22 protein-coding genes and 1 tRNA gene are annotated in these 20,844 nt (G+C 64.0%); 14 read left to right on the top strand and 9 right to left on the bottom strand.

Going from position 1 to position 20,844, the window contains the following annotated elements; translation table 11 throughout:
• Nucleotides 1–73 precede the first annotated feature (73 nt).
• Both GXY33_13405 and GXY33_13400 read left to right on the top strand, forming a co-directional pair.
• The gene (locus GXY33_13405; protein ID NLX06129.1) at nt 74–1,108 is read left to right on the top strand and encodes a hypothetical protein; all 1,035 of its coding nucleotides are present in this window, start codon (nt 74–76) and stop codon (nt 1,106–1,108) included.
• 22 nt (nt 1,109–1,130) lie between these two features.
• The gene (locus tag GXY33_13400) at nt 1,131–1,781 is read left to right on the top strand and encodes a histidine phosphatase family protein (protein ID NLX06128.1); all 651 of its coding nucleotides are present in this window, start codon (nt 1,131–1,133) and stop codon (nt 1,779–1,781) included.
• Between the two features lie 9 nt (nt 1,782–1,790).
• Here the strand turns inward: GXY33_13400 and GXY33_13395 are convergent, their stop codons facing one another.
• Nucleotides 1,791–2,636, bottom strand: a complete 846-nt coding sequence (locus GXY33_13395; protein NLX06127.1) for an MBL fold metallo-hydrolase — start codon at nt 2,634–2,636, stop codon at nt 1,791–1,793.
• Between the two features lie 180 nt (nt 2,637–2,816).
• Between GXY33_13395 and GXY33_13390 the strand changes: the two genes are divergently transcribed.
• Nucleotides 2,817–3,641, top strand: a complete 825-nt coding sequence (locus GXY33_13390) for a DUF692 family protein (protein NLX06126.1) — start codon at nt 2,817–2,819, stop codon at nt 3,639–3,641.
• A gap of 93 nt (nt 3,642–3,734) precedes the next feature.
• On the opposite strand, the gene GXY33_13385 is transcribed toward GXY33_13390, so the two are convergent.
• The 3 genes from GXY33_13385 to GXY33_13375 all read right to left on the bottom strand — a co-directional run bounded on the left by GXY33_13385 (nt 3,735) and on the right by GXY33_13375 (nt 7,008).
• Entirely contained in the window at nt 3,735–4,943 is a 1,209-nt protein-coding gene (locus tag GXY33_13385) for a methionine adenosyltransferase (protein ID NLX06125.1), read from the bottom strand.
• Nucleotides 4,944–5,133: 190 nt separating this feature from the next.
• Entirely contained in the window at nt 5,134–6,213 is a 1,080-nt protein-coding gene (locus tag GXY33_13380; protein ID NLX06124.1) for a Gfo/Idh/MocA family oxidoreductase, read from the bottom strand.
• 54 nt (nt 6,214–6,267) lie between these two features.
• Nucleotides 6,268–7,008 carry a trehalose utilization protein ThuA gene (locus tag GXY33_13375; GenBank protein ID NLX06123.1) on the bottom strand — a complete coding sequence of 247 codons (741 nt, stop codon included), beginning with the start codon at nt 7,006–7,008 and terminating at the stop codon, nt 6,268–6,270.
• A 129-nt stretch (nt 7,009–7,137) separates the two neighbouring features.
• On the opposite strand from GXY33_13375, the gene GXY33_13370 reads away from it, so the two are divergent.
• From GXY33_13370 to GXY33_13360, 3 genes are all read left to right on the top strand, one after another.
• Nucleotides 7,138–8,019 (top strand): helix-turn-helix transcriptional regulator, encoded by an 882-nt coding sequence (locus GXY33_13370; protein ID NLX06122.1) that lies wholly within the window; start codon nt 7,138–7,140, stop codon nt 8,017–8,019.
• Between the two features lie 488 nt (nt 8,020–8,507).
• Nucleotides 8,508–8,936 (top strand): hotdog fold thioesterase, encoded by a 429-nt coding sequence (locus GXY33_13365; protein ID NLX06121.1) that lies wholly within the window; start codon nt 8,508–8,510, stop codon nt 8,934–8,936.
• Between the two features lie 4 nt (nt 8,937–8,940).
• Complete coding sequence (locus tag GXY33_13360) at nt 8,941–9,318, top strand: dinitrogenase iron-molybdenum cofactor biosynthesis protein (protein ID NLX06120.1); 378 nt, start codon at nt 8,941–8,943, stop codon at nt 9,316–9,318.
• Between the two features lie 7 nt (nt 9,319–9,325).
• Here GXY33_13360 and GXY33_13355 read toward each other — a convergent pair whose 3' ends face one another.
• Together GXY33_13355 and GXY33_13350 are read right to left on the bottom strand one after the other, a co-directional pair.
• Entirely contained in the window at nt 9,326–9,961 is a 636-nt protein-coding gene (locus GXY33_13355; GenBank protein NLX06119.1) for a bifunctional 4-hydroxy-2-oxoglutarate aldolase/2-dehydro-3-deoxy-phosphogluconate aldolase, read from the bottom strand.
• 82 nt (nt 9,962–10,043) lie between these two features.
• Nucleotides 10,044–10,373, bottom strand: a complete 330-nt coding sequence (locus GXY33_13350) for a DMT family protein (protein NLX06118.1) — start codon at nt 10,371–10,373, stop codon at nt 10,044–10,046.
• 434 nt (nt 10,374–10,807) lie between these two features.
• Between GXY33_13350 and fabD the strand changes: the two genes are divergently transcribed.
• From fabD to GXY33_13325, 5 genes are all read left to right on the top strand, one after another.
• Nucleotides 10,808–11,710, top strand: a complete 903-nt coding sequence (gene fabD / locus GXY33_13345; GenBank protein ID NLX06117.1) for an ACP S-malonyltransferase — start codon at nt 10,808–10,810, stop codon at nt 11,708–11,710.
• Between the two features lie 29 nt (nt 11,711–11,739).
• Nucleotides 11,740–12,486 carry a 3-oxoacyl-[acyl-carrier-protein] reductase gene (fabG, locus tag GXY33_13340; GenBank protein ID NLX06116.1) on the top strand — a complete coding sequence of 249 codons (747 nt, stop codon included), beginning with the start codon at nt 11,740–11,742 and terminating at the stop codon, nt 12,484–12,486.
• Between the two features lie 53 nt (nt 12,487–12,539).
• On the top strand, nt 12,540–12,866 hold the full coding sequence (acpP, locus tag GXY33_13335) for an acyl carrier protein (GenBank protein NLX06115.1): 327 nt from the start codon (nt 12,540–12,542) through the stop codon (nt 12,864–12,866).
• Nucleotides 12,867–12,911: 45 nt separating this feature from the next.
• Nucleotides 12,912–14,162 (top strand): beta-ketoacyl-ACP synthase II, encoded by a 1,251-nt coding sequence (gene fabF / locus GXY33_13330; GenBank protein NLX06114.1) that lies wholly within the window; start codon nt 12,912–12,914, stop codon nt 14,160–14,162.
• 82 nt (nt 14,163–14,244) lie between these two features.
• On the top strand, nt 14,245–15,573 hold the full coding sequence (locus GXY33_13325) for an RNA polymerase sigma factor (protein NLX06113.1): 1,329 nt from the start codon (nt 14,245–14,247) through the stop codon (nt 15,571–15,573).
• A 30-nt stretch (nt 15,574–15,603) separates the two neighbouring features.
• Here the strand turns inward: GXY33_13325 and GXY33_13320 are convergent, their stop codons facing one another.
• The 3 genes from GXY33_13320 to GXY33_13310 all read right to left on the bottom strand — a co-directional run bounded on the left by GXY33_13320 (nt 15,604) and on the right by GXY33_13310 (nt 17,011).
• The gene (locus GXY33_13320; protein NLX06112.1) at nt 15,604–15,918 is read right to left on the bottom strand and encodes a tetratricopeptide repeat protein; all 315 of its coding nucleotides are present in this window, start codon (nt 15,916–15,918) and stop codon (nt 15,604–15,606) included.
• Nucleotides 15,915–16,784, bottom strand: a complete 870-nt coding sequence (locus tag GXY33_13315; GenBank protein NLX06111.1) for an LOG family protein — start codon at nt 16,782–16,784, stop codon at nt 15,915–15,917. Before GXY33_13315 ends, GXY33_13320 begins: the two co-directional genes overlap by 4 nt.
• Nucleotides 16,785–16,940: 156 nt before the next feature.
• A tRNA-Ala gene (locus tag GXY33_13310) sits at nt 16,941–17,011 on the bottom strand.
• A 291-nt stretch (nt 17,012–17,302) separates the two neighbouring features.
• Here GXY33_13310 and GXY33_13305 point away from each other — a divergent pair.
• The 3 genes from GXY33_13305 (at nt 17,303) to GXY33_13295 (ending at nt 20,688) form a co-directional block, all read left to right on the top strand.
• Nucleotides 17,303–18,535 carry a hypothetical protein gene (locus tag GXY33_13305; protein ID NLX06110.1) on the top strand — a complete coding sequence of 411 codons (1,233 nt, stop codon included), beginning with the start codon at nt 17,303–17,305 and terminating at the stop codon, nt 18,533–18,535.
• 189 nt (nt 18,536–18,724) lie between these two features.
• Nucleotides 18,725–19,405 (top strand): phosphoribosylanthranilate isomerase, encoded by a 681-nt coding sequence (locus tag GXY33_13300; protein NLX06109.1) that lies wholly within the window; start codon nt 18,725–18,727, stop codon nt 19,403–19,405.
• 14 nt (nt 19,406–19,419) lie between these two features.
• Nucleotides 19,420–20,688, top strand: coding sequence for an adenosylhomocysteinase (locus GXY33_13295; protein ID NLX06108.1), 1,269 nt, complete (start codon nt 19,420–19,422; stop codon nt 20,686–20,688).
• Nucleotides 20,689–20,844 lie beyond the last annotated feature (156 nt).

Below are 20,844 nucleotides of genomic sequence, written 5' to 3'. Positions count from 1 at the left end.
TCGGCTGCGAACGTCGATAGGCTTGATGGCTTGATTCGCCCGGCTTGCGACACTATATTGACCTGCCACTACGATGAACAACGGCACCGCAAATCCCGCTCAGGAGTGGATCGACGCCCGCGAGCTCTTTGTCGGCGGCAAAGGCTGGAGCGACACGAAGCGTTTTTTTGACCGGTTGTCCGGCCGGGCGGAAGGCGTGGTGCGTGAGGCGGTCTGGGACCTGAGCCGCCAGTCGGCTGGGTTGTGCGTGGGGTTTCGGACTAATGCGGTGAAGATCGCAGCGAGGTGGGAGCTTCTGCTCGAGCAGCTCATCCGGCCGATGATGGGCCCGATCGGGGCCAGCGGGTTGGACCTTTACGCCCGCGACGCCGCCGGGTGTTGGCGATGGGCGGGCCACGGCGGTCCCAATGGCCGCGACAACGAGGCGGTGCTGGTCGGCGGTCTGGACGGGCAAATGCGGGACTACCTGCTGTACCTGCCGCTGCGAAACGGCATCGAGAAGCTTTGGGTCGGCGTGCCGGAAGGGGCGGCGCTAGAACCGGCTGTGCCGTTTGCGGGCCTTCCGATCGTCTACTACGGCACGTCGATCGTGCACGGCGAAGGGGCGTCGCGGCCGGGCATGTGTCACGCGGCGATCCTGGGACGTCGGCTGGAGCGGCCGGTGATCAACCTCGGATTTGCCGGCGCGGGCACGATGGATGCGCCGATCGCCGAGTTGATGGTCGAGTTGGAGGCGGCGGTGTACCTGGTGGACTGCCTGCCCAACATGACCGAGCCGACCGTTCGCGAGCGGGCTGAGCCGTTCGTGCGGACGTTGCGGGCATCGCGGCCGGACACGCCGATCGTGCTGGTCGAGGACCGGACGTGCGGGAACGCGTGGCTGGCCCAGATCGGGCGCGAGCGCCACCGCACGAGCCGGGCGGCGTTGCGCGACGCGTACGAGAAGCTGGCTGCCTCGGGCGTTGCGAATCTGCACTACGTGGGGGGCGATCCGCTGTTGGGAAGCGACAATGAGGGCACGATCGACAGTTCGCATCCCAGCGACCTGGGCTACGTCCGCTACGCCGACGCGCTGGCGCCGCTGCTGCGGTCGCTGATCGCCGGTTGAACGATCTCCGCGGAGCAACATGATGAATGCCACCGAGAAGACCACCGTCTTTGCCGTCCGCCACGGCGAGACCGAATGGAACCTGGCGGGCAAGCAGCAGGGCCATCTGGACAGCCCGCTGACGCCGCTGGGCGTTCGCCAGGCGCGGGCGGTGGCCGAGGCGCTGCGGAACAGAGGCATCGAGGCCATCCACGCCAGCGACCTGGGCCGGGCGGTGCAGACCGCGAGGATCGTCGGCGAGGTCCTGACGCTCGAGCCGATTCTCGACGCTCGCCTGCGCGAGCGGCATCTTGGGATCATGCAGACCCTCACCATGGCGGAGTTCCGCCAGCGATTCCCGGAGGAGTACGAGCGGTTCCGTTCGGGCGATCCGGACTACGTGCTGCCCGACGGCGAGAGCAGCCGTCAGCGCGACGAGCGGACGGCGGCCTGCGCGGCTGAAATCGCCGCCCGACATCGCGGCCGGACCGTCGCCGTCATCGCCCACGGCGGGACCATCCAGAGTCTGTTTCGCCATGCGCTGGGCCTGCCGGCCGGCGGGCCGCGGCGATTCTCACTCTACAATGGCGCGGTCAACCGGTTCGGCGTTCGCGACGGCCGCTGGACGCTGGAGCTCTGGGGCGATACCGGGCATCTGGAAAAGGCGGGATTAGCGACGCTGGATGACTTCTAAGCCGTGCGGTCAGTCGATCCGCACCAGGATCGAGGCCTGGCCTTCGGTCGCGCCGCGGCGGTAGGTGCGGTGAAGCGGCGGCAGCGACAGCCCCTCGCGGCTGAAGAACTCGCGGACGGTCTGCTCGGCCTTTTCGAAGCTGTTGTTGTCCTTGCGCTGATCGGCGTGGTTTTCGGAGATGTGGGCCAGGAACACGTGCATGGTTTCGGTTCCGGCGATTCGGGCGAGGAACCGGGCGCATTGGTCGTTGGAGAGGTGGCCGTGGTCCGAGGCGACCCACTCGAGGTAGCGCCAGTCCATCGCGTAGCGCCGGTCGCCGAGTTTGGCGGAGACGGTGTCCTTGTCGTAGTTGGCCTCAAGCACGAGGGCCTGACAGCCGGCCAGGAGCTTGAGGGCCTCGCTTGAGACGGTTCCGGTGTCGGTCATCACGCCGACGCGCGCGCCGCCGGCAGAGAGCACAAAGCCCACGGGCGTCCCGCCCCAGACGTGGTGGCTGGTGGCGAAGGTCTCAACGCGAATGCCGCCGATCGATTCGGGGATCGGCAGCGACTTTCGCACGCGGTGATAGCTTCCGTTGCTCGGGCGCTCGCGGATGGCCCGGTCGGCGGCCGGATCGACGTAGATGGGTGCGCCGTAGCGGTAGGCCAGCGTGCCGGCGGAACGGAAATGGTCGGTGTGGGCGTGGGTGATCAGCACGCCGGCGAGACCGCGGGGATCGAAGCCCGCCCGCAGCATCCGCGTTTCGATCTCCCTGGCCACCAGTCCGCAGTCGACCAGCAGATGGGTCTGTCCGTCGCTGACCAGTGTCGCATTTCCCGTGCTGCCGCTGGCCAGCACGCACACGCTCAAGCTCATTCCCGGCTTCCTTTGATCGGACCGGCCGCCCGCTGGGGACTCGGCCAAAGTCTTCGGACTGTATGCCAATTATACCCCTTGGCCATCGGGTGTGAATCGCTTTATCCGGCGGTGGCTGAACGATCGACGGCTCGCTACAATGCTTTCTTTGGACCAACCACACCCATAGAGGACCGACCCTTGACCCAATTCGCCATCAACTATTCACCCGAGGCCGAAGCGCTGCATCGCGAGGGTATCATTGGCGTGGACCTGTTCAAGTGTCCCGACAAGCCGGAGATTATCGAGGCGGCCCTTCGGGCTGGGCCGTGCTACGTGCATTTCCGCATCCGCGCCGGGTGCGGGCCGCTTGACGAGCCGCAGGTGCAGCGGGCTGCGGAGATGCTGGAGCTGACGCGGACGGCTGCATTGAACATGCACATCTCCCCGAATGTCCGCGACTTTCCCGGCATGGACATCGACACCCGCAGCGAGGACGACCAGCGGCGAGTCCGCGAGGCGATCGTTCGTGACATAAGGCACCTGATGGCGCGGTTCGCCGACCTGCCGATCGTGCTGGAGAACCTGCCCTACACGCCTCATCAGCCGTACGCGGTGCCGCGTCCGGCACTGGAGCCGGCGTTGATCGACGAGGTGGTTCGCACGACGTCGGGCAAGCTGCTGCTGGACATCACGCACGCCGCCATGGCGGCCAAGTACTTCGGCGTGGACGAACGGGACTACCTGGCCGCCCTGCCGGGCGAACTGATCCACGAGATTCACATATCCGGCACCCAGCTTGGTGAGGATGGGTTGTGGATGGATCACTACGCTCTGCGGGACGAGGACTGGCGGCTCATCGAGTGGGTGTTTGACCGGATTCGCCGCGGCGAATGGCGGCGTCCGCGGGTGGCGACGCTGGAGTACGGCGGGATGAATCTGACCGACGGGCGGCCCAGCGACCGGGCGACGATCGCCCAGGAGGCTCCGCGGCTGGGCGAGATGATCCGCTGGATGTCACGCTGACGCCGGACCAGGTCCGATCAAAAAAGCAGCGGCCTGGAGGGTGGTGCTCTCCAGGCCGCCGTTAAGCCACTGCCGCAAAATGCGGTGGATCGACTAGATTCCGGCCTCGCGCTTCAGCTCGCGGGCCTTATTGGTTTTTTCCCAGGTGAAATCGGGCAGTTCGCGTCCGAAGTGGCCGTGGCGGGCGGTTTCCTTGTAGATCGGCCGCAGGAGCTTGAGGTACTGAATGATCTCGCCCGGGCGCAGCGGGAAGGTCTTGCGAACGAGGTCCGCGAGCTTCTTCTCGTCGATCTTGGCGGTGCCCTGGGTATCGACCAGGACGCTGACCGGGTCGGGCACGCCGATCGCGTAGGCGATCTGGACCTCGCAGATATCGGCGAGTCCGGCGGCCACGATGTTCTTGGCGATGTGGCGGGCCATGTAGCTGGCGGAGCGGTCGACCTTGGAGGGGTCCTTGCCGCTGAAGGCGCCGCCGCCGTGGCAGCCTCGGCCGCCGTAGGTGTCGACGATGATCTTGCGCCCGGTCAGGCCGCAGTCGCCGTGCGGTCCGCCGACCACGAACCGGCCGGTCGGGTTGATGAAGTACTTCACATCGCCCTTGACGTATTTGGCGGGCAGGACCGGCTTGATGACGGTGTCGATCAGGAGCTTCTTGCCCTTTTCGGTCATGCAGCCGGCCTTGTCGATCCAGCCCTTCTTGACGTATTCCTGGTCGTCGGAGTACTGGGTCGAGCAGACCACGGTGTCGATCCGCACCGGCTTGTTGTTGCAGTACTCGACGGTGACCTGGCTCTTGCCGTCCGGACGGAGCCACGGCAGCTTGCCCTTCTGGCGAACCTCGGCCATCTTCTCGACGATCCGGTGCGAGAGGTAGATCGGCAGGGGCATGAGGGTGGGCGTCTCGTTGCAGGCGAAGCCGAACATCAGGCCCTGGTCGCCGGCGCCCTGCCGCTTGACGTCCTTGCTCGTCACGCCGCGCGAGATGTCGGGCGACTGCTTGTCAATACAGACGTTCACCGTGCAGCTGTCGGCATCGAGCCCGGTCTCCGGGTCGGTGTAGCCGATCTCGCGGACCGTCTGGCGGACTACGTCGGGAATGTAGACCTGGGCCTTGGTCGTGATCTCGCCGGCCACGATGATCAGCGAGTTCTTGCACATGACCTCGCAGGCCACCCGCGAGTACTTGTCCTGCGTCAAGAGGGCGTCGAGCACGGCGTCGGAGATCTGGTCAGCGAGTTTGTCGGGATGCCCCATCGTGACGGACTCGCTGGTGAACAGGTGCTTGGTACCGTTGCAGTTCATGAACCGTGCCACGTTCGCTTCTCCTTTATTTTGCGCTATCAAAAACCGCGTGCGTTCCAATTAAAACGTGGAATTATACCATGACCACCGGCCTCTGCCCAAACGTTTTCTTCATCAAATCGGCGGGACATGGCACAGCGGTTCCGCGGACGAACGCCATCGGGGAACGAGGCACGCGGACCGGGATTCTCTACTGCTTGGGCCCTCGTTTGCCGTTGGTGACCCGCGTCTGGAGAATCCGAACGGGCGCCCTGCGGTCGGCGCTAGCGTAGATCGCGTCGAGAATCTGCATCACCATCAGGCCTTCCTCGCCGGTGGCGATGTGCGGCGTATTGGCGAGAATGGAGTCGGCGAAGTGCACCATTGCCCCTTTGGCCTGGGGCACCGGCGGGTGGAGTTTCATGTCGAACTGGCAGCCGTCCTGTTCGAGGTATATCTCGGCCTCCCACTGATAGCCCTCGTTGACGTTCTTCTGGACCAGGCCGGCCTTGGTGCCCAGCAGGCGGGTCTCCATCTCTTCCGGGGCTTTGATGTTGGCCGCCCAGGACGCCTCGAGGGCCAGCGTGGCCCCGTTGTCGAACCGCACCATCGCAGCGGCGAAATCCTCGACGTCGTACTCCTTGTTCTGCTCTCTGGCCAGGCGCGTGGCGATCGGGTTGTACGTCCCGCCCATGACCCACAGCGGCTTGGGGTAGTTCATCAGCCAGAGGGCCAGGTCCAGCCGGTGAACGCCCAGGTCGATCAGCGGCCCGCCGCCCGAGAGGGCCTTCTGACCGAACCATCGGCCGAACCCCGGCAGGCCGCGCCGGCGGTTCCAGACCGTCCGGGCGTAGTAGACCTCGCCCAGCATGCCGCTTTCTACCGCCTTCTTCATGGCGTAGGACTGGTCGTTGAAGCGGTAGCTGAAGTTGATCATCAGGCGGCGGTTGACCCTGTCGGCCATGGCGACCATTCGGCGGCCTTCCGCAGCGTTCATCGCCATCGGCTTTTCGCACAGGACGTGGCAGCCGGCCTTGAGGGCGGCGATGGTCAGCGGCAGGTGGAACTTGTTCGGCGTGGCCACGCTGACCACGTCCAGCTTCTCCTTGCGGAGCATCTCGAGCGGGTCGGTGTACTGCGAGGCGATCTGCAGTTCCCGGCCCCGGGTCGAAAGCCGGTCCTTATCGGTATCGGCGATCGAGATCACCTCCACGTCCGGGTGGCCCCGATACCCGGCCACATGGGCCATGCCCATTCCCAGTCCGATCACGCCCGCGCGCAACTTCTTCATGCCGCTTCTCCTTCTTCCTATGGTCCGACATCCATCCGCTGAGCGCGACGTTCCTTAACCGAGCGGCTCGAGCGGTTTGGTGCACGGCGCCGAGTGCTCCGCGAAGATGCGGGGCCGGGCCCAGCGAACCGCATTGGCGATCACCCGCTGCACCTCGGCGTTGTGGAAGATCGGGTACGACTCGTGCCCTGGCCGGAAGTAGAAAATCCGCCCGTGGCCGCGTTCCCAGCAGCAGCCGCTGCGGAAAACCTCGCCGCCGGCGAACCACGAGACGAAGATCAGCTTGTCCGGCGTGGGAATGTCGAACCGCTCGCCGTACATCTCGGTGTTGGGCAGCTCGATGTACTCGCCGACCCCTTCGGTGATCGGATGCCCCGGCTCGATGTTCCAGAGGCGTTCCTTCTCTCCCGCTTCGCGCCACTTGAGGCTGCAGTTGGTTCCCAGCATGGCCTTGAATATCTTGGAGAAGTGCCCGGAATGCAGGACGATCAGCCCCATGCCCTCCAGCACCCGTTTCTGGACCCGCTTGACGATCCGGTCGTCCACCTCATCGTGGGCGCAGTGGCCCCACCAGATCAGCACGTCGGTGGCGTCGACGACGTCCTGGGTCAGCCCGTGCTCCGGCTCGTCGAGCGTCGCGTAGCGCACCGAGACATCCGCGCCGGCTTTGAGGGCCTCGCCGATCGTCACGTGCATCCCCTTCGGGTAGATCGACCGCACGACGTCCTGGCTCTTTTCGTGCCGAAACTCATTCCACACCGTCACCCGGATCTTCGCATTCATCGTCTGCTCCATAACCTGGACATTTCTCACAATACGCGGTAGCCTGTAGACAGGCCTCAACTGGCGTTTTAAGCTACAGTACCAGGTAACCGGCCGTCCCGGCACAGTAAATAACTACGAATATCAGGATTTTTCTACAATATGGAGACGACGGACACCCTGGCCCTGGTCAGCCGCCAGGTGCGGGCCCTGGTCCGGCGGCTTGCCCGGAATCCGGGCCACGCGCTGATCGTCCCCGCCGTTCCGGAGAACCCTCCCGCTCCCGCCGGCCACTTCCACACCCTGCCCGAGATTTTTGTTCAAATGAGCGGGTCCACCGATTTCGTCCTGCCCTGGCAGCGGTTCCGCCTTCGCGCGGGCCAGACCTGCATCATCCCGCCGTACACCCCGCACCGCGAGCATTTCAGTCATGGCAAGGCCCGATTTCACTACCTGGTCGGCATGCTCGGCTACGACGGCATGTCGTGGCATCAGGGCGTCTTCAGCGAAGCCGACCGCTTTCATTCCACTCACCTGGTCTATTGCCAACTGCACGACATGCATCGCCTGCTCGGGCTGCTGACCGAGGCGGTCGCGTGCGGTTCGCGTCCCAGGCCCTTTGGCCCCATTCAAACGCGGGGCGCGGCATTGCTCGCCTTTTCCGCCCTGCTCGAGGCCATCGAGGCCGCTGGGAGAAATCCCCCGATCGAACACCCCAAGATCGCGTTCTGCAAACAGTACATTCGCAACCATCTCAACGATACGGGTCTGTGCGTCAAGACCCTCGCCCGCCACGTCGAATGCTCGCCCAACTACCTATCGAGCCTCTTTCGCCGGCAAACCGGCGACCGCATCACCGACTTCCTGAACGCCCGGCGGCTCGAACGGGTCAAAGACCTGCTTCTCCACAGCACCCTCAACATCTCCGAGATCGCCCAGGCGTGCGGTTACGCCGACCCCGCATACATGACCCGGCTCTTTGTCAGGGCCTTCCACGTCGCCCCACGGCTCTACCGGGTCAGAGCCGCCCCAAATAAGAGTTGAAAACACTCAGCCTCAGTGGCGGCTGACCTCCCCATTCGCACCGGACGACCCCTTGCAGCACGAAATTCTCCAAAAAAGGTTGAATCCTTGCGCGAACCATGCGTAAATAGTGTTAAGTATTAGCTAATTACCCCCTTGTACGACCCCGCAATCGCGATACAGCAGCTCCTATGGCTTCTGTAACCTTAGCACTATCAGTCAGTTTAGGGCCGGTCGAGCCGTTCTAGCCCAAAAGCGGCGACTGAACCCGGATGCACCGTTCGGTCCGACCGGCCTTTTTTTCCTGCCAAAGTGGCCCCGCAGCACGCCTAAGGCCGAGATAACGAATATCATTCAATAAAGAAAGTCTTTTTTGCCCCGGGCTTCTGGAAAGGAGTGGTTGTCATGTTGCCGAACGGCGAGGGAGGGGGGCCTTCCGGTCGAGGCAACCAGGGGGGTGGTCGCACCGCGAACCGGCCAATCGCTCGTGAGTATTCAGGGGAATCATCATGACGACTCAGTCGTTGACGCACATGCACAGGCGATGCTTTGTATGCGGAGAGGACAGCCCCTCCGGCCTGCGAGCTCGGTTCGAGCTGGCCGACGGGCGGATCAGCGGACGTTTTCAGGTCCGCGAGGACCTGCAGAGCCTGCCCGGCGTGACCCACGGCGGCATTCTGGCTGCGCTGATGGATGCCGCGATGGCCCAGTGGCTCCTGCAGAACGGGGTTGTGGCGGTCACCGCCCTGCTGCAGACCAAGTTTCACCGTTCGCTGGCCCCGGGCAGTTGGATCACCATCACCGCGTGGCCGAGGCCCGATCGCGGCGAGGACGATCGGCAGTATCACCTTAAATCAAGAATTGTCGATAACCGTCAAAGGACGATCGCTCAGTCCGAAGCGGTTTTCGTACGCTATGAGGAATCGACAGGAGAGTGAGCCGATGAGACAGATCGTCGCGATCCCCACCATGAATGCCGAAGGTCTCGACTCGCGAAGTTCGTTCCATTTCGGCGGCTGCGAGTTCTTCACGTTCGTCACCATTCAGGACGGCAAGGCCGGCGAAGTGGAGAGCATGCCAAATCCGGGCCACGGCCCCGAGGGCTGCATCGGTCCGGTCAACCTGATCCATGACCACGGCGCCGACAGCCTGATCGCCCTGGGCATCGGTGGCGGGCCGCTGCTGGCCCTTCAGCAGATGGCCATCGACGTGTACCGCGGCGTGGAAGGCACAGTGGCCGAGAATATCGCGGCCTACCTGGCCGGCAAGCTGCGCAAGGTCTCGGAGATGACCTGCACCGGCGGTCACGTCGGGCAGTAGTCGCAGCCTAGACCGAACCGACCAGGGCTTTGAACCGGCGGGCCCGATCGGTGATATCCTTGAGCCGCTGATCGGTGATGGGGCCTTTGCCCACGAGTTCCGTCCCCGCCGCCACCGCCGTCGCTCCGGCTTTGAGGAACGCCGCGGCGTTGTCGAGGTTGATGGCCCCGGTCGGGATGACCTTGAGCTGCGGTAGCGGGCCCTTGAGGTGTTTGATGAACTCGGGCCCGATCGGATTGGCTGGGTACCATTTGACGAACTCGGTTCCCGCCCGCCAGGCGGTGACCATTTCAGTCGGCGTGAACGCGCCGGGCACCGACACCACGTCGTAGGTCCGGCACATCTCGATCATGCCCAGGTCGAGGATCGGCGAGACGATGTATCGAGCCCCGGCGTAGATGGCCATTCGGGCGGTCGGACCGTCCAGCACCGTACCGGCTCCGAACACGCAGTTCGGCAGGGCCGTGGAGGCCTCCTTGAGGATCTCCAGGGCGTTTGGCGTGGTCATGGTCAGCTCGATAAGCCGGCAGCCGCCGGTCTCCAGGGCCTTGGCGACCTGAACCAATCCGTCCGCGCTGTCGGCCCGGATGATCGCGATCAGTTTTTCCTGTTCAATCTCCGCGGCAATCTGTCGGCTGGACATCAATCGGCCTCCTTAACATTCAGCAATTCCCCCTTGTACCGCAAATCTCGGCCTGCCGCAATGGTGATGTGTCTTCACCGCTTCACCACTTTTTGAACACGAAGAAGACCGCCGCCACCATCATGGCGAAGCCGACCAGGTAGTTCCACTTGAGGCCCTCCTTGAGATAGAGGACGGAGAACACGCAGAAGACGATCAGGGTGATCACCTCCTGGATGGTCTTGAGCTGGGCGGCTGAGAACTGCCCGTGGCCGATCCGGTTGGCCGGCACCTGGAAGCAGTACTCGACGAAGGCGATCATCCAACTGATCAGGATCACCTTGCCCAGCGCAGTCTCCTTGAACCGCAGGTGGCCGTACCACGCGGCGGTCATGAAGATGTTCGAAATCAACAGCAGAAGGACGGTCTTCACGGCAATTCCTCGCCCAGCGGCGACGTCCGGACGCATACCCATCCCGGTCCAAATGGGGAAAAATCGAGAAGGCGGGCGGAGCCCGGTCTCGGACGGGATAACTGACGCTCGGTTACGCCGCTACCTGATGCTCCTGTCGGTCCTCTCGCCGCAACGCCGCAGCGACACTGACGATATTATATCGAGCCGCCCCTCCGGTGGTGTGCGTTTTCGCGGGCGAAAGCACACACCACCGGAGATAGTACAACATTGTGGAGGAATTATAACTATCAGTCATGCTTAATGATGCTAAATTAAGTTTGGGCCAAGATTCTAGTCTGAAAAGGTGGTGGAAGGCTTGAACTGGGGCGGTTGGGCGGTTATGTTAATCCGACTCATCGAGCGGGCGTGAACGTGGGCTGTGCAGGAGATGCAGAGACATGACAACGGTACTGATGTTTCCCGGTCAGGGCGCTCAGGAGGTCGGCATGGGCGCCGATCTCTATCGGGAGTACCCAGCGGCCAAGGCGGTCTTTGACCGGGCCGACGAGGTGCTCGGCTATAAGATTTCGGAGCTGTGCTTCAACGGACCGGCTGAGCGGCTCAACGCCACCGACGTCCAGCAGCCGGCGATTTTCGTGACATCGGTGGCGGCGCTGGAGGCGGCCAAGGGGCTGGGACGATGGGAGTTGGCGCCCGCCTACGCGGGCGGGTTGAGTCTGGGCGAGTACACCGCCTATCACGCGGCTGGGGCGTTGGGCTTCGACTCGGCGTTGAAGTTGCTGGCGGCCCGGGCCAGATTCATGCAGGAGGCGGCGGAGGCGACCGATGGCGGCATGGTGGCGGTGATCGGCCTGGACGACGAGAAGGTCGAGGCGATCTGCCGCGAAGCCGGCCAGGGCGAGGTGCTGGTGGTGGCCAACTACAACTGCCCCGGACAGGTGGTCCTGAGCGGTCAGAAGGCGGCGATCGACCGGGCGGCCCGGGCGGCTGAGGCAGCCGGAGCGATGAAGGTGGTCATCCTGGACGTGGCTGGGGCGTTCCATTCGCCGCTGATGCAGTCGGCGGCGGACAAGCTCAAGCCGATTCTCGAGGAGACGGCCTTTTCGAAGCCGAAATTCCCGGTGGTCGCCAACGTCGATTGCCAGTTCCACGACGACCCGGACGCCATCCGGCGGAGCCTCTATACGCAGGTCACCTCGGCCACCTGGTGGGCCAAGTCGATGCAGAAGCTGCTGGAGCTGGGGGCGGACGAGTTTGTCGAAGTGGGGCCGAAAAAGACGCTGACCGCGTTCATGAAGCGGATCAGCCGCCGGACCAAAACCGCCAACATTTCCACGTCGGCCGACCTGAAATGACTATATATAGACATGCGAAAGGAGTGCGGATGACCGCGGAACTGCAGGATAAGCTGGCGATCGTGACCGGCGGGTCGCGAGGGATCGGCCGGGCGATCGTGCTGGCCCTGGCTGGGGCCGGGGCCAAGGTGGTGGCCATGGCCCGGAATCAGGAGAAGCTCGACGCGGTGGCTGCGGAGGCCGGGGACCTGCCCGGTTCGGTCGAGGCCAAGGTGGTGGACATCGCCGACACCGCGGCGCTGGCCGCCGCGATCGACGAAGTGGCTGAGGCCAACGGAAAACTCGATATCCTGGTCAACAACGCGGGCATCACCCGCGACGGCCTGCTGATCAGCATGGACGACGGCCAGTTTGACGAAGTCCTGAACGTGAATCTTAAATCCGCCTTCGTGGCCATGCGCCAGGCGGGAAAGCACATGATCCGCCAGCGCAGCGGCCGGATCATCAATATCACCAGCGTCTCGGGCCTCGCCGGCAACGCCGGGCAGTGCAACTACGCGGCGGCCAAGGCGGGCATGGTCGGCCTGACCAAATCGGCGGCCAAGGAACTGGCCAAGCGCGGCGTGACCGTCAACGCGGTGGCCCCGGGCTTTATCGCCACGGACATGACCGACGTGCTGCCCGAGAAGGTCAAGGAGGCGGTGCTGCCGATGATTCCGGCCAGACGGTTCGGCCAGCCGGAGGAAATCGCGGCCGCGGTGCGGTTTCTGGCCGGTCCGGGGGCTTCGTACATCACCGGGCAGGTGCTGGTGGTGGACGGCGGAATGCTCATGTAACGGGGCAAAAAGTCTTTGATCGGGTACGCGTGCTTTGGTATATTACGGCGTCCATGCAACCACAAGGCTGGTGGTGGACCCGGGTTTCGGTGCTATGCCAATTAGGAGGATCGATCTTGGCAGATAAGACTGAAGTCGAAAGCAAGGTGATCGAAATCGTCAGCGAGCAGATGGGCGTGGACAAAGCGGAAATCAGCCGCGAGACCTCCTTCATCAACGACCTGAACGCGGATTCGCTGGACACCGTCGAGCTGGTCATGGAACTGGAAGACGCGTTCGACATGAACATTCCCGACGAGGAGGCCGAGAAGATCCAGACCGTCGGCATGGCGATCGACTACATCACCGAGCACATCGACAAACAGCAGCAGCAGTCCTGAGGCGCCCCTGAAGCGACCGTCCAACCTACCTCCCTGGGTAAGCAGATGGCCAAGCGACGTATTGTCATAACAGGAATGGGTCTGGTCACGTCTCTGGGCGAAGACCTGGAGACGTACTGGTCCAACATCATCGCGTGCAAGAGCGGCATCGGTCCGGTCCGCCGGTTCGACGCCTCGTGCTACGACTCGCGGATCGGCGGCGAGTGCGTGGACTTCGATCCCGCCCGCTACATCGACCGCAAGGACGTCAAGCGGCTTGACCGGTTCGCCCAGTTCGCGGTGGCGGCGGCGCAGAGCGCGGCGAAGAACGCCGGCCTGTCCATGCCCCTGCCCGCGGAGCATCAGGAGCGGACCGGCGTGATCATCGGGTCGGGCATCGGCGGCCTGACCGAACTGGAGGAACAGCACGTCCGCCTGCTGGAAAAAGGACCCTCGAAGGTCTCGGTGTTCACCATCCCCAAGCTGATGGGCAACGCCGCCTCGGGCAACGTCTCGCTCCTGTTCGGGGCCAAAGGCATCAACACCTCGGTGGCCACCGCCTGCGCCTCGGCGACCAACGCCATGGGCGACGCCCTTCGGGCCATTCAGCGAAACGACTGCGACATGATGTTCACCGGCGGGTCCGAAGCCGCCTTGACCCACCTGGGCCTCTCGAGTTTCTGTGCCATGAAGGCGCTCTCGACCCGCAACGACGATCCACAGCGGGCCAGCCGCCCGTTCGACAAGGACCGCGACGGGTTCATCATGGCCGAAGGGGCCGGCGTGCTGATCTTTGAAGAGCTCGAACACGCCAAGGCCCGCGGCGCGACGATCGTGGCTGAGGTGCTCGGCTTCGGGGCCAGCGCCGACGCCTATCACCTGACCGCGCCGGAGCCCGACGGTCTGGGCGCCGCCATGGCCCTTCGCCGGGCCCTGGCCGACGCCGGAGTCAACCCGCAGGACGTCGAGTACATCAACGCCCACGGGACGAGCACGGAACTGGGCGATATCGGCGAGACCAAAGCGGTCAAGGCCGTGTTCGGCGACCACGCCCGCAAGCTGGCGATCAGCTCGACCAAAAGCCAGCTCGGGCATCTGCTCGGGGCCAGCGGCGGCGCTGAGCTGATCACCACCATCCTGGGCATGCTCAAGGACACGCTGCCGCCCACGGTCAACCTCGAGAATCCGGACCCGCAGTGCGACCTGGACTACGTGCCCAACCAGCCGCGTCCGGGCACGATCAACGTGGCGGTCTCCAACTCGTTCGGGTTCGGCGGCCACAACGCTTGCATCGTGGTCAGACGCTTCGCCGACTGACCGCCGGCGACGGTGTTGCTGATCCGGGTTTTTCGCGAACCTTTCCGCATTCGCCAACGCCATGTACGATGGAGACATGGCGATGGCACCGAACATTTCCGATGAACAACTTGTCAGGCACAGCGCAGTCGGTGACGCCCGGGCGTTCGTGGAGTTGGTCCGCCGCAACGAGCGTGTGCTGACCGCCCTGGTCCGGTACGAGGTCCGCGACCCCGCCTCGATTGAGGACGTGCTTCAAGAGACGCTTCTGCAGGCATGGCGAGGCGTCGGCACTTTGCGCCAACCCGCTCACTTTCGGGCATGGCTCCTCCAGATCGCCCGCAACCGCTGCCGGGACTTCCATCGCCGGTCGACAAGGCAGGGACCGGTGATCGAGATCGAACCGCACCTGCAGGCAGCGATGTCCGGGGACCATCCATCAGAAGCCGCCGAGTTTGTCGAAGAGATCCTCGAGTCCCTCGAATCCCGGCATCCGGAGAACCGAAAGTTGATCGAGATGTTCTACCTGGAGGGTTTGAGCATCGACCAGATCGCCCGGCGCATTCGGCGGCCGCAGGGCACCGTGAAGCGACAACTGTTCGCGGCCAGGAACATGGTACGGAGCATGGCTGGGATCGACCGCCAAGAGAGGAGAATCGTCATGGGATCAAAGAAAGACAGGAAACCGGATTTCCCCGAGCGAAGGCCGCAAATCACCATCGAACCAAGCCGGGCAAGGCCCTTCGCCGTGAGCGTACGAGAACTGCTGTGGTGGCCGATCATTCCCGATGTCGGCGCCCAAGCGTCCGGTGGATGGTACGACCCGCCGGATTGGACATTGGCCAGCGTCACATCGACCCGCAGCGTTCGCCCGGCCCAGGTGCATCACGTGGATTGCGTTGAGGTCGAGGTCAACGAATGGACCCGAAAAGGCGGCTGGAGCGAGGCTGTCGATACGGTGTTTGCCCGGCTGACGGATGAGAAGTCCCAGTGGCTTGGGGTCTCGCGCATCGCCGATGGAATGCGGAAGGTATTCACATTCCTCGGTGACGATTTCGAGGGAGACGGGGGTCAGCATCCGCGGCGGATCGAGGACCGCGGCCGGTTCATCGAGGAATCGTTCGGCGTCTTCCGCCAGAGCGGATACGAGCCCGACGCCATCGGCTGCGGGATGTTCCGGCTGAAGGTCGGTCCCCGCGCGTTCACCTGCCTTCGGACCTTCTATCTGGACGGCGAACTGAGCGGCGATCACACGACACTGATCGAGGCCTACTTCACCCGACAGGGACGGACCATTCTTCAACGGCACTATTGCCAGCGCCGTTGCTCCGAGAGCCAGCGGTTCCGCCTCGATGATCAGACGCGGCGCACCATCGACGGGGTCACATTCGTCCACTGGTACGAAGTCCTGTTCGATACGGCGATCCGATGACTGAGGCAAAGAACGTCGCCAGCGGTCAGTTCACGGCAACTGGCTGAGCATGTCTCGCATCTTGTCGCGGGCGTGGAACTGGCCGTGCTCCTGGGCGTGCACCAGGCCGCTTTGCAGCACGGTGCGCATGCGATCGTAGCGGCGCAGGCGGGCCAGGACCGAGGCGTACTGCTGGTAGGCGGGCACGTAATTCGGGTGGGTCCGCACGAGCTGTTCGAACAGCTCCACCGCCCGCTCCAGTTCGCCCAGCGACGCGTGCTCCATGGCCAGGGCGTAGAGGGCGAACTCATGCTCCGGACGACGGCCCAAAGCCTCGTTCAGCTCGATGATCCGCTGGCGACTCACGGGTGGTGCGCCCCCTCGCCGTGCTCGGGCGGATTGACGTAGTGCTCGAGCAGTTCGGCTTTGAGGTATTCGAAGGTGCTGTCCACGTCGTCGAAGAACTGGAAGAGGGTCAGGTCTTCCGGGCTGATCGTGCCCCACTTGACCAGCGCGTCGAAGTTGAACACCTCGTTCCAGTACTCCGGTCCGTAGATGATGATGGGCATGTACTTTTTGGTCTTGCGGGTCTGGACCAGGGTCAGCAGTTCGAACAGCTCATCCATGGTGCCGAAGCCGCCCGGGAAGACGACCAGCGCCTTGGCCAGGTAGAAGAACCAGAACTTGCGGATGAAAAAGTAGTGGAACTCGAACGAGATGTTTCGCGTCTGGTACGGGTTGGGCACCTGCTCGAAGGGCAGGCTGATGTTCAGGCCGATCGATTCGCCGCCGGCCAGGCTCGCCCCGCGGTTGCCCGCCTCCATGATTCCGGGCCCGCCGCCGGTGCAGATGGTGAACCGCCTGCGCGGGTCCGGAATGGCCAGCGACCATTCGGTGAGCCGCCGGGCCAGTTCGACCGCATCCTCGTAGTATCGCGACATGACCAGGTCGCGCTGGGCCTGCTCCTGAATCTGCTGGTCGGTCCGGCGGTCATGATTCCCGGTCTTCTTGTCCTGCAGCATCTTCTGGGCGGTCTGGCGGGGCAGAATGCGTGTCGAACCGAAGAACACGATCGTGTTGCGGATGTGATGACGCCGCAGCCGGGCCTCCGACTCGACCAACTCGCAGAGCACGCGAACGGACCGGGCGTCCGGGCTCTTGAGAAACTCGATGTTCTCGTAAGCCTTCATCAGCCATCGGGTTTGGTCGCCGTTGTCGTTGGTTCCGCTCATCTGTTACTCCAATGAATCGCCTCGGGCCGTCGTACCGCACTGATGAAAGGCTCAGACAACGCCTGTTGAAGCTCCTCGGTTGGATTGGATCACAACCGCCCCCGGCATTGGAAGGCCCGCTGGCGTCGGCGTGGGCTGCAGCCCACGCCGACTGAATGGAGACGAAGGGAGTCGAACCCTCATTTCCGCGATGCGACCGCGGCGTGCTCCCATTACACCACGTCCCCAGTTGTCAGAACTGGCATTATATACACTCGGAACGCCGACAGCAAGCCCATGAGCCGAATTTACATCCGGAAAAACCGCGGTTTTTTGCCTTGGCCGCTGCGCGTCGGTCGGTTCGGCGACCGTTCCGGGACCGGCGGGTATACAATTTCAGATCGTCCCGGAGCGGCAGACAAGTTCCGCCGGGCCTTGGACTTGCGCTTTGGCGTTGACTTGGCGAGGGTTTGGTGGTAGTGTTTGGCGTCATCAGCGACAAACGGAGCAAATAAGTGGGCATTTCTGGAGTTGGAACCATGACTCGCTTGATTTCACAAGTCCTATCAGTGCTGCTGATCTTCTCGGGCATTGCGTTGGCCCAGGAGGGTCAGGGCGTCCGCTATCCCTTTACCGGCGTGGTGACCGGCGACTACGTAAACATCCGTTCGGGCCCGGACACCGGGTGGTATTCGGTTTCGCGGCTGATGAAGGGCAACCAGGTCCGCGTGGTGGGCGAAGAGCACGGCTGGTACAAGATCGTGCCTCCGCCGGGCAACTTCAGTTGGGTCAAGCGGCAGGGCGACGACGGGGTCTACGTGGAACGGACCACCGGCGATACCGGACGGGTGGTGGCCGACCGCGTGACCGTGCGGGCCGGGTCGGTGATGGACGAGACCAATCGGATGGCCATTCAGGTGCTCCTCGGCCGCGATGAGCAGGTCAAGATCCTCGGCGAAGAGGGCGACTGGTTCAAGATCGAGCCGCCCGAGGGTTCGTTCGTGTGGATTTCCGGCCAGTTCATCCAGCCGGTCCAGGAGCAGGAAGGCGTTCCCACCGAGCCGCGGGCCGAGCAGATCGAGGTCCTGAGCCCGGAAGAGCGGGAGGTGGCGGAAGGACCGGTCGAGGAGCCGGAAACCACCACTCAACCCGCTGCGACCACCCGGCCGGCGGAGGAAGGACGGACGCCGCAGGAGCAGCGTCTCGGCCAGTTCGCCGGCACGCTGGCGGATTTGGACAAGCAGTACGAAGCGGAACTGGAGAAGCCGCTCGACCAGCAGGAGTGGGATGAACTGGCGGCGGAGTACAAAGCCATCGCTGAACAGCAGGAGAATCCCGCCGCGGCCAGTTATGCCCAGCAGCGTCTGGCGGTGGTGCAATATCAGCAGCAGGCCCGCACCGGGTTGAGTCGGCTGGTCGAGTTGAGGGACCGGTACCAGAAGAGCCATACCCGTACGCGGCAGGAAGTGGCCCAGCTCCAGGCCAAGGCCCTGGAGGCTGAGCCGAAGGTCTGGCAGGGCGAGGGCGTGCTGCGGGCCAGTTTCGTCTTCCAGGGCGAAGGCATGCCGAGGCGGTATCGCCTCTACGATCCGGCCCGCGAGCGGACGGTCGCCTACCTCGAGGTGCCCGCCGACAGCGGCATCACCGTCGAGAAATACCTGGACCGTTACGTGACGGTGACCGGCCAGATCTACTACAACCCCCAGTTGAAGATCAACATCATCAAGGCCCTGGACCTGACGGTCAAGGAACCGCCAGCCGCCGGCCAGTAAATCCAGGACCATCGACTCAGGCAACGACGGCAGGCAGCTTTCGGGCTGCCTGCTTTTCTTTTGGTCGGCTGGCGATCTTCCTCGCCTGCGACCCGTCGGCGCCGAAAAGGTTTTGATTTGCCCCAAACAGCCACTTATAGTGAATAATTTGACTTTCATGACCGCAACAGGGAAGGAACACAGCCGCCGATGTTGGTCAAGATTTGCGGGATCAGCGACCCGGATCACGCGCGCCGCGCCGTAGGCTGCGGGGCGGATTGGGTAGGCATGGTGTTCGTGCCGCGTCCGCCCAGCGATCCGCGATCCAAGCGCGTCGTCTCGGTGGAGACGGCCAAGCGCATCGTCGCGGCGCTATCCGGCAGGACCGAAGCGATCGGGCTGTTTCAGAATCAGCCGACGGCCCAGGTCGTCGCGACCGCCAGGGCGGTCGGCCTGACCGCGATCCAGCTTCACGGACAGGAGACGGCGGACGGCGTGGAGGCCCTGCTGGCGGAACTGCCGTCGGTCCGGGTGCTCAAGGCCTTCGGCTACACCGGCTGCGGGACGCTGGAGCACATGCTGGCGTTCCAGCGGAGCCTTTCGAACGCCGACCGCCTGCTGGGCCTGCTGCTCGACGGCCCGTTCGGAGGCGGCACCGGCCGGACCTTCGACTGGTCCGAACTGGGCGAGGCCCTCGATGCACCGGCCTATGCGGGCCTCCGCAGGAAACTGGTGCTGGCCGGCGGGTTGAGTTCGCAAAACGTCGAACGGGCGATTAGAATGGTGCGACCCATGGGCGTGGACGTGTCGAGCGGGGTGGAGTCCTCGCCGGGCGTCAAGGACCCAAAAAAGATCGAAGAGTTTATACGGTTAGCCAAAGCCGGCAATTGATGAAAGGAGACAGAATGGCCAAGAAAGCCAAGCACGACGTGAAAGACATGGGCCTGGCCGACCTGGGCAAGCAACGGATTCTCTGGGCCGACCGGGACATGCCGGTGCTGGCGTTGATACGGGATCGCTTCGCCAAGGAAAAACCGCTCAAGGGGCTGCGGATGAGCGCGTGCCTGCACGTGACCGCCGAGACGGCCAACCTGTGCCGGACCCTGGTGGCGGGCGGCGCCGACCTGGTGCTGTGCGCCTCGAACCCGCTGAGCACCCAGGACGACGTGGCTGCGGGCATGGTCAAGCACTTCGGCGTGCCGACCTTCGCGATCAAGGGCGAAGACCGCAAGACCTATTACAGCCACCTGACCGCGGCGATTGACCACCGGCCCAACATCACGATGGACGACGGGGCCGACCTGGTCAACGTGCTGCACACCTCGCGCCAGGAGGAGGCCAAGAACATCATCGCCTCGATGGAAGAGACGACCACCGGCGTGATCCGCCTGCGGGCGATGGAGCGGAACAATCTGCTGAAGTTCCCGGTGATCGCGGTCAACGACGCGAAGGTCAAGCACCTGTTCGACAACCGCTACGGGACCGGCCAGAGCACGATCGACGGTCTGATGCGGGCGACCGACATTCTGATGGCGGGCAAGCAGGTTGTGGTGATCGGCTACGGCTGGTGCGGACGCGGCGTGGCCACCCGGGCCCGCGGCATGGGCGCGCTGGTCACCGTCACCGAAATCGACCCGGTCCGGGCGATTGAAGCGGCGATGGACGGTTTCGCCGTCGCCCCGATCGCCCAGGCGGCGGCCTACGGCGACGTGTTCATCACCGTCACCGGCAACAAGCACTGCCTGCGTCCCGAGCACTTCAAGAAGATGAAGGACGGGGCGATGGTGTGCAACTCCGGCCACTTCGACGTCGAGATCGACATTCCGGGCCTCAAGAAGATGGCCAAGTCGGTCAAGAAGGTCCGCCAGTACGTCGACGAGTTCACCATGCCCAACGGCCGGCGGGTCCGCCTGCTGGCGGAGGGACGGCTGCTGAACCTCTCAGCCGCCGAGGGCCATCCGGCCTGCGTGATGGACATGAGCTTCGCCGCCCAGGCCCTGGCCACCGAGTTCGCCCGCAAGAATGAGGGCAAGCTCGAGATCAAGGTTCACGGCGTACCCGAGCGGATCGACCAGCAGGTCTCGAAGCTCAAGCTCAAGTCGATGGGCATCGCCATCGACAAGCTCACGCCCGAGCAGGAACGCTATCTCAACGAGAGCGGCGAAGGCACCTAACGGGCCGCGAACAAGCCGCAGGATAACCTGTCGCCCGCGGAGCCCGTCTCATATGGAGGCAGGGGCGGGCTTCGCGGGAATGGCAGGAGAAGACGGAACTTTGCCGCCGACCGCGGCTTTGGGCGGCCGGCGAACGTTGTACGAGGAGCGGTTGGA

It is taken from the genome of Phycisphaerae bacterium, from assembly GCA_012729815.1.
Taxonomy (GTDB): Bacteria; Planctomycetota; Phycisphaerae; order JAAYCJ01; family JAAYCJ01; genus JAAYCJ01.
This window is presented reverse-complemented; position numbering and strand designations above follow the sequence as displayed.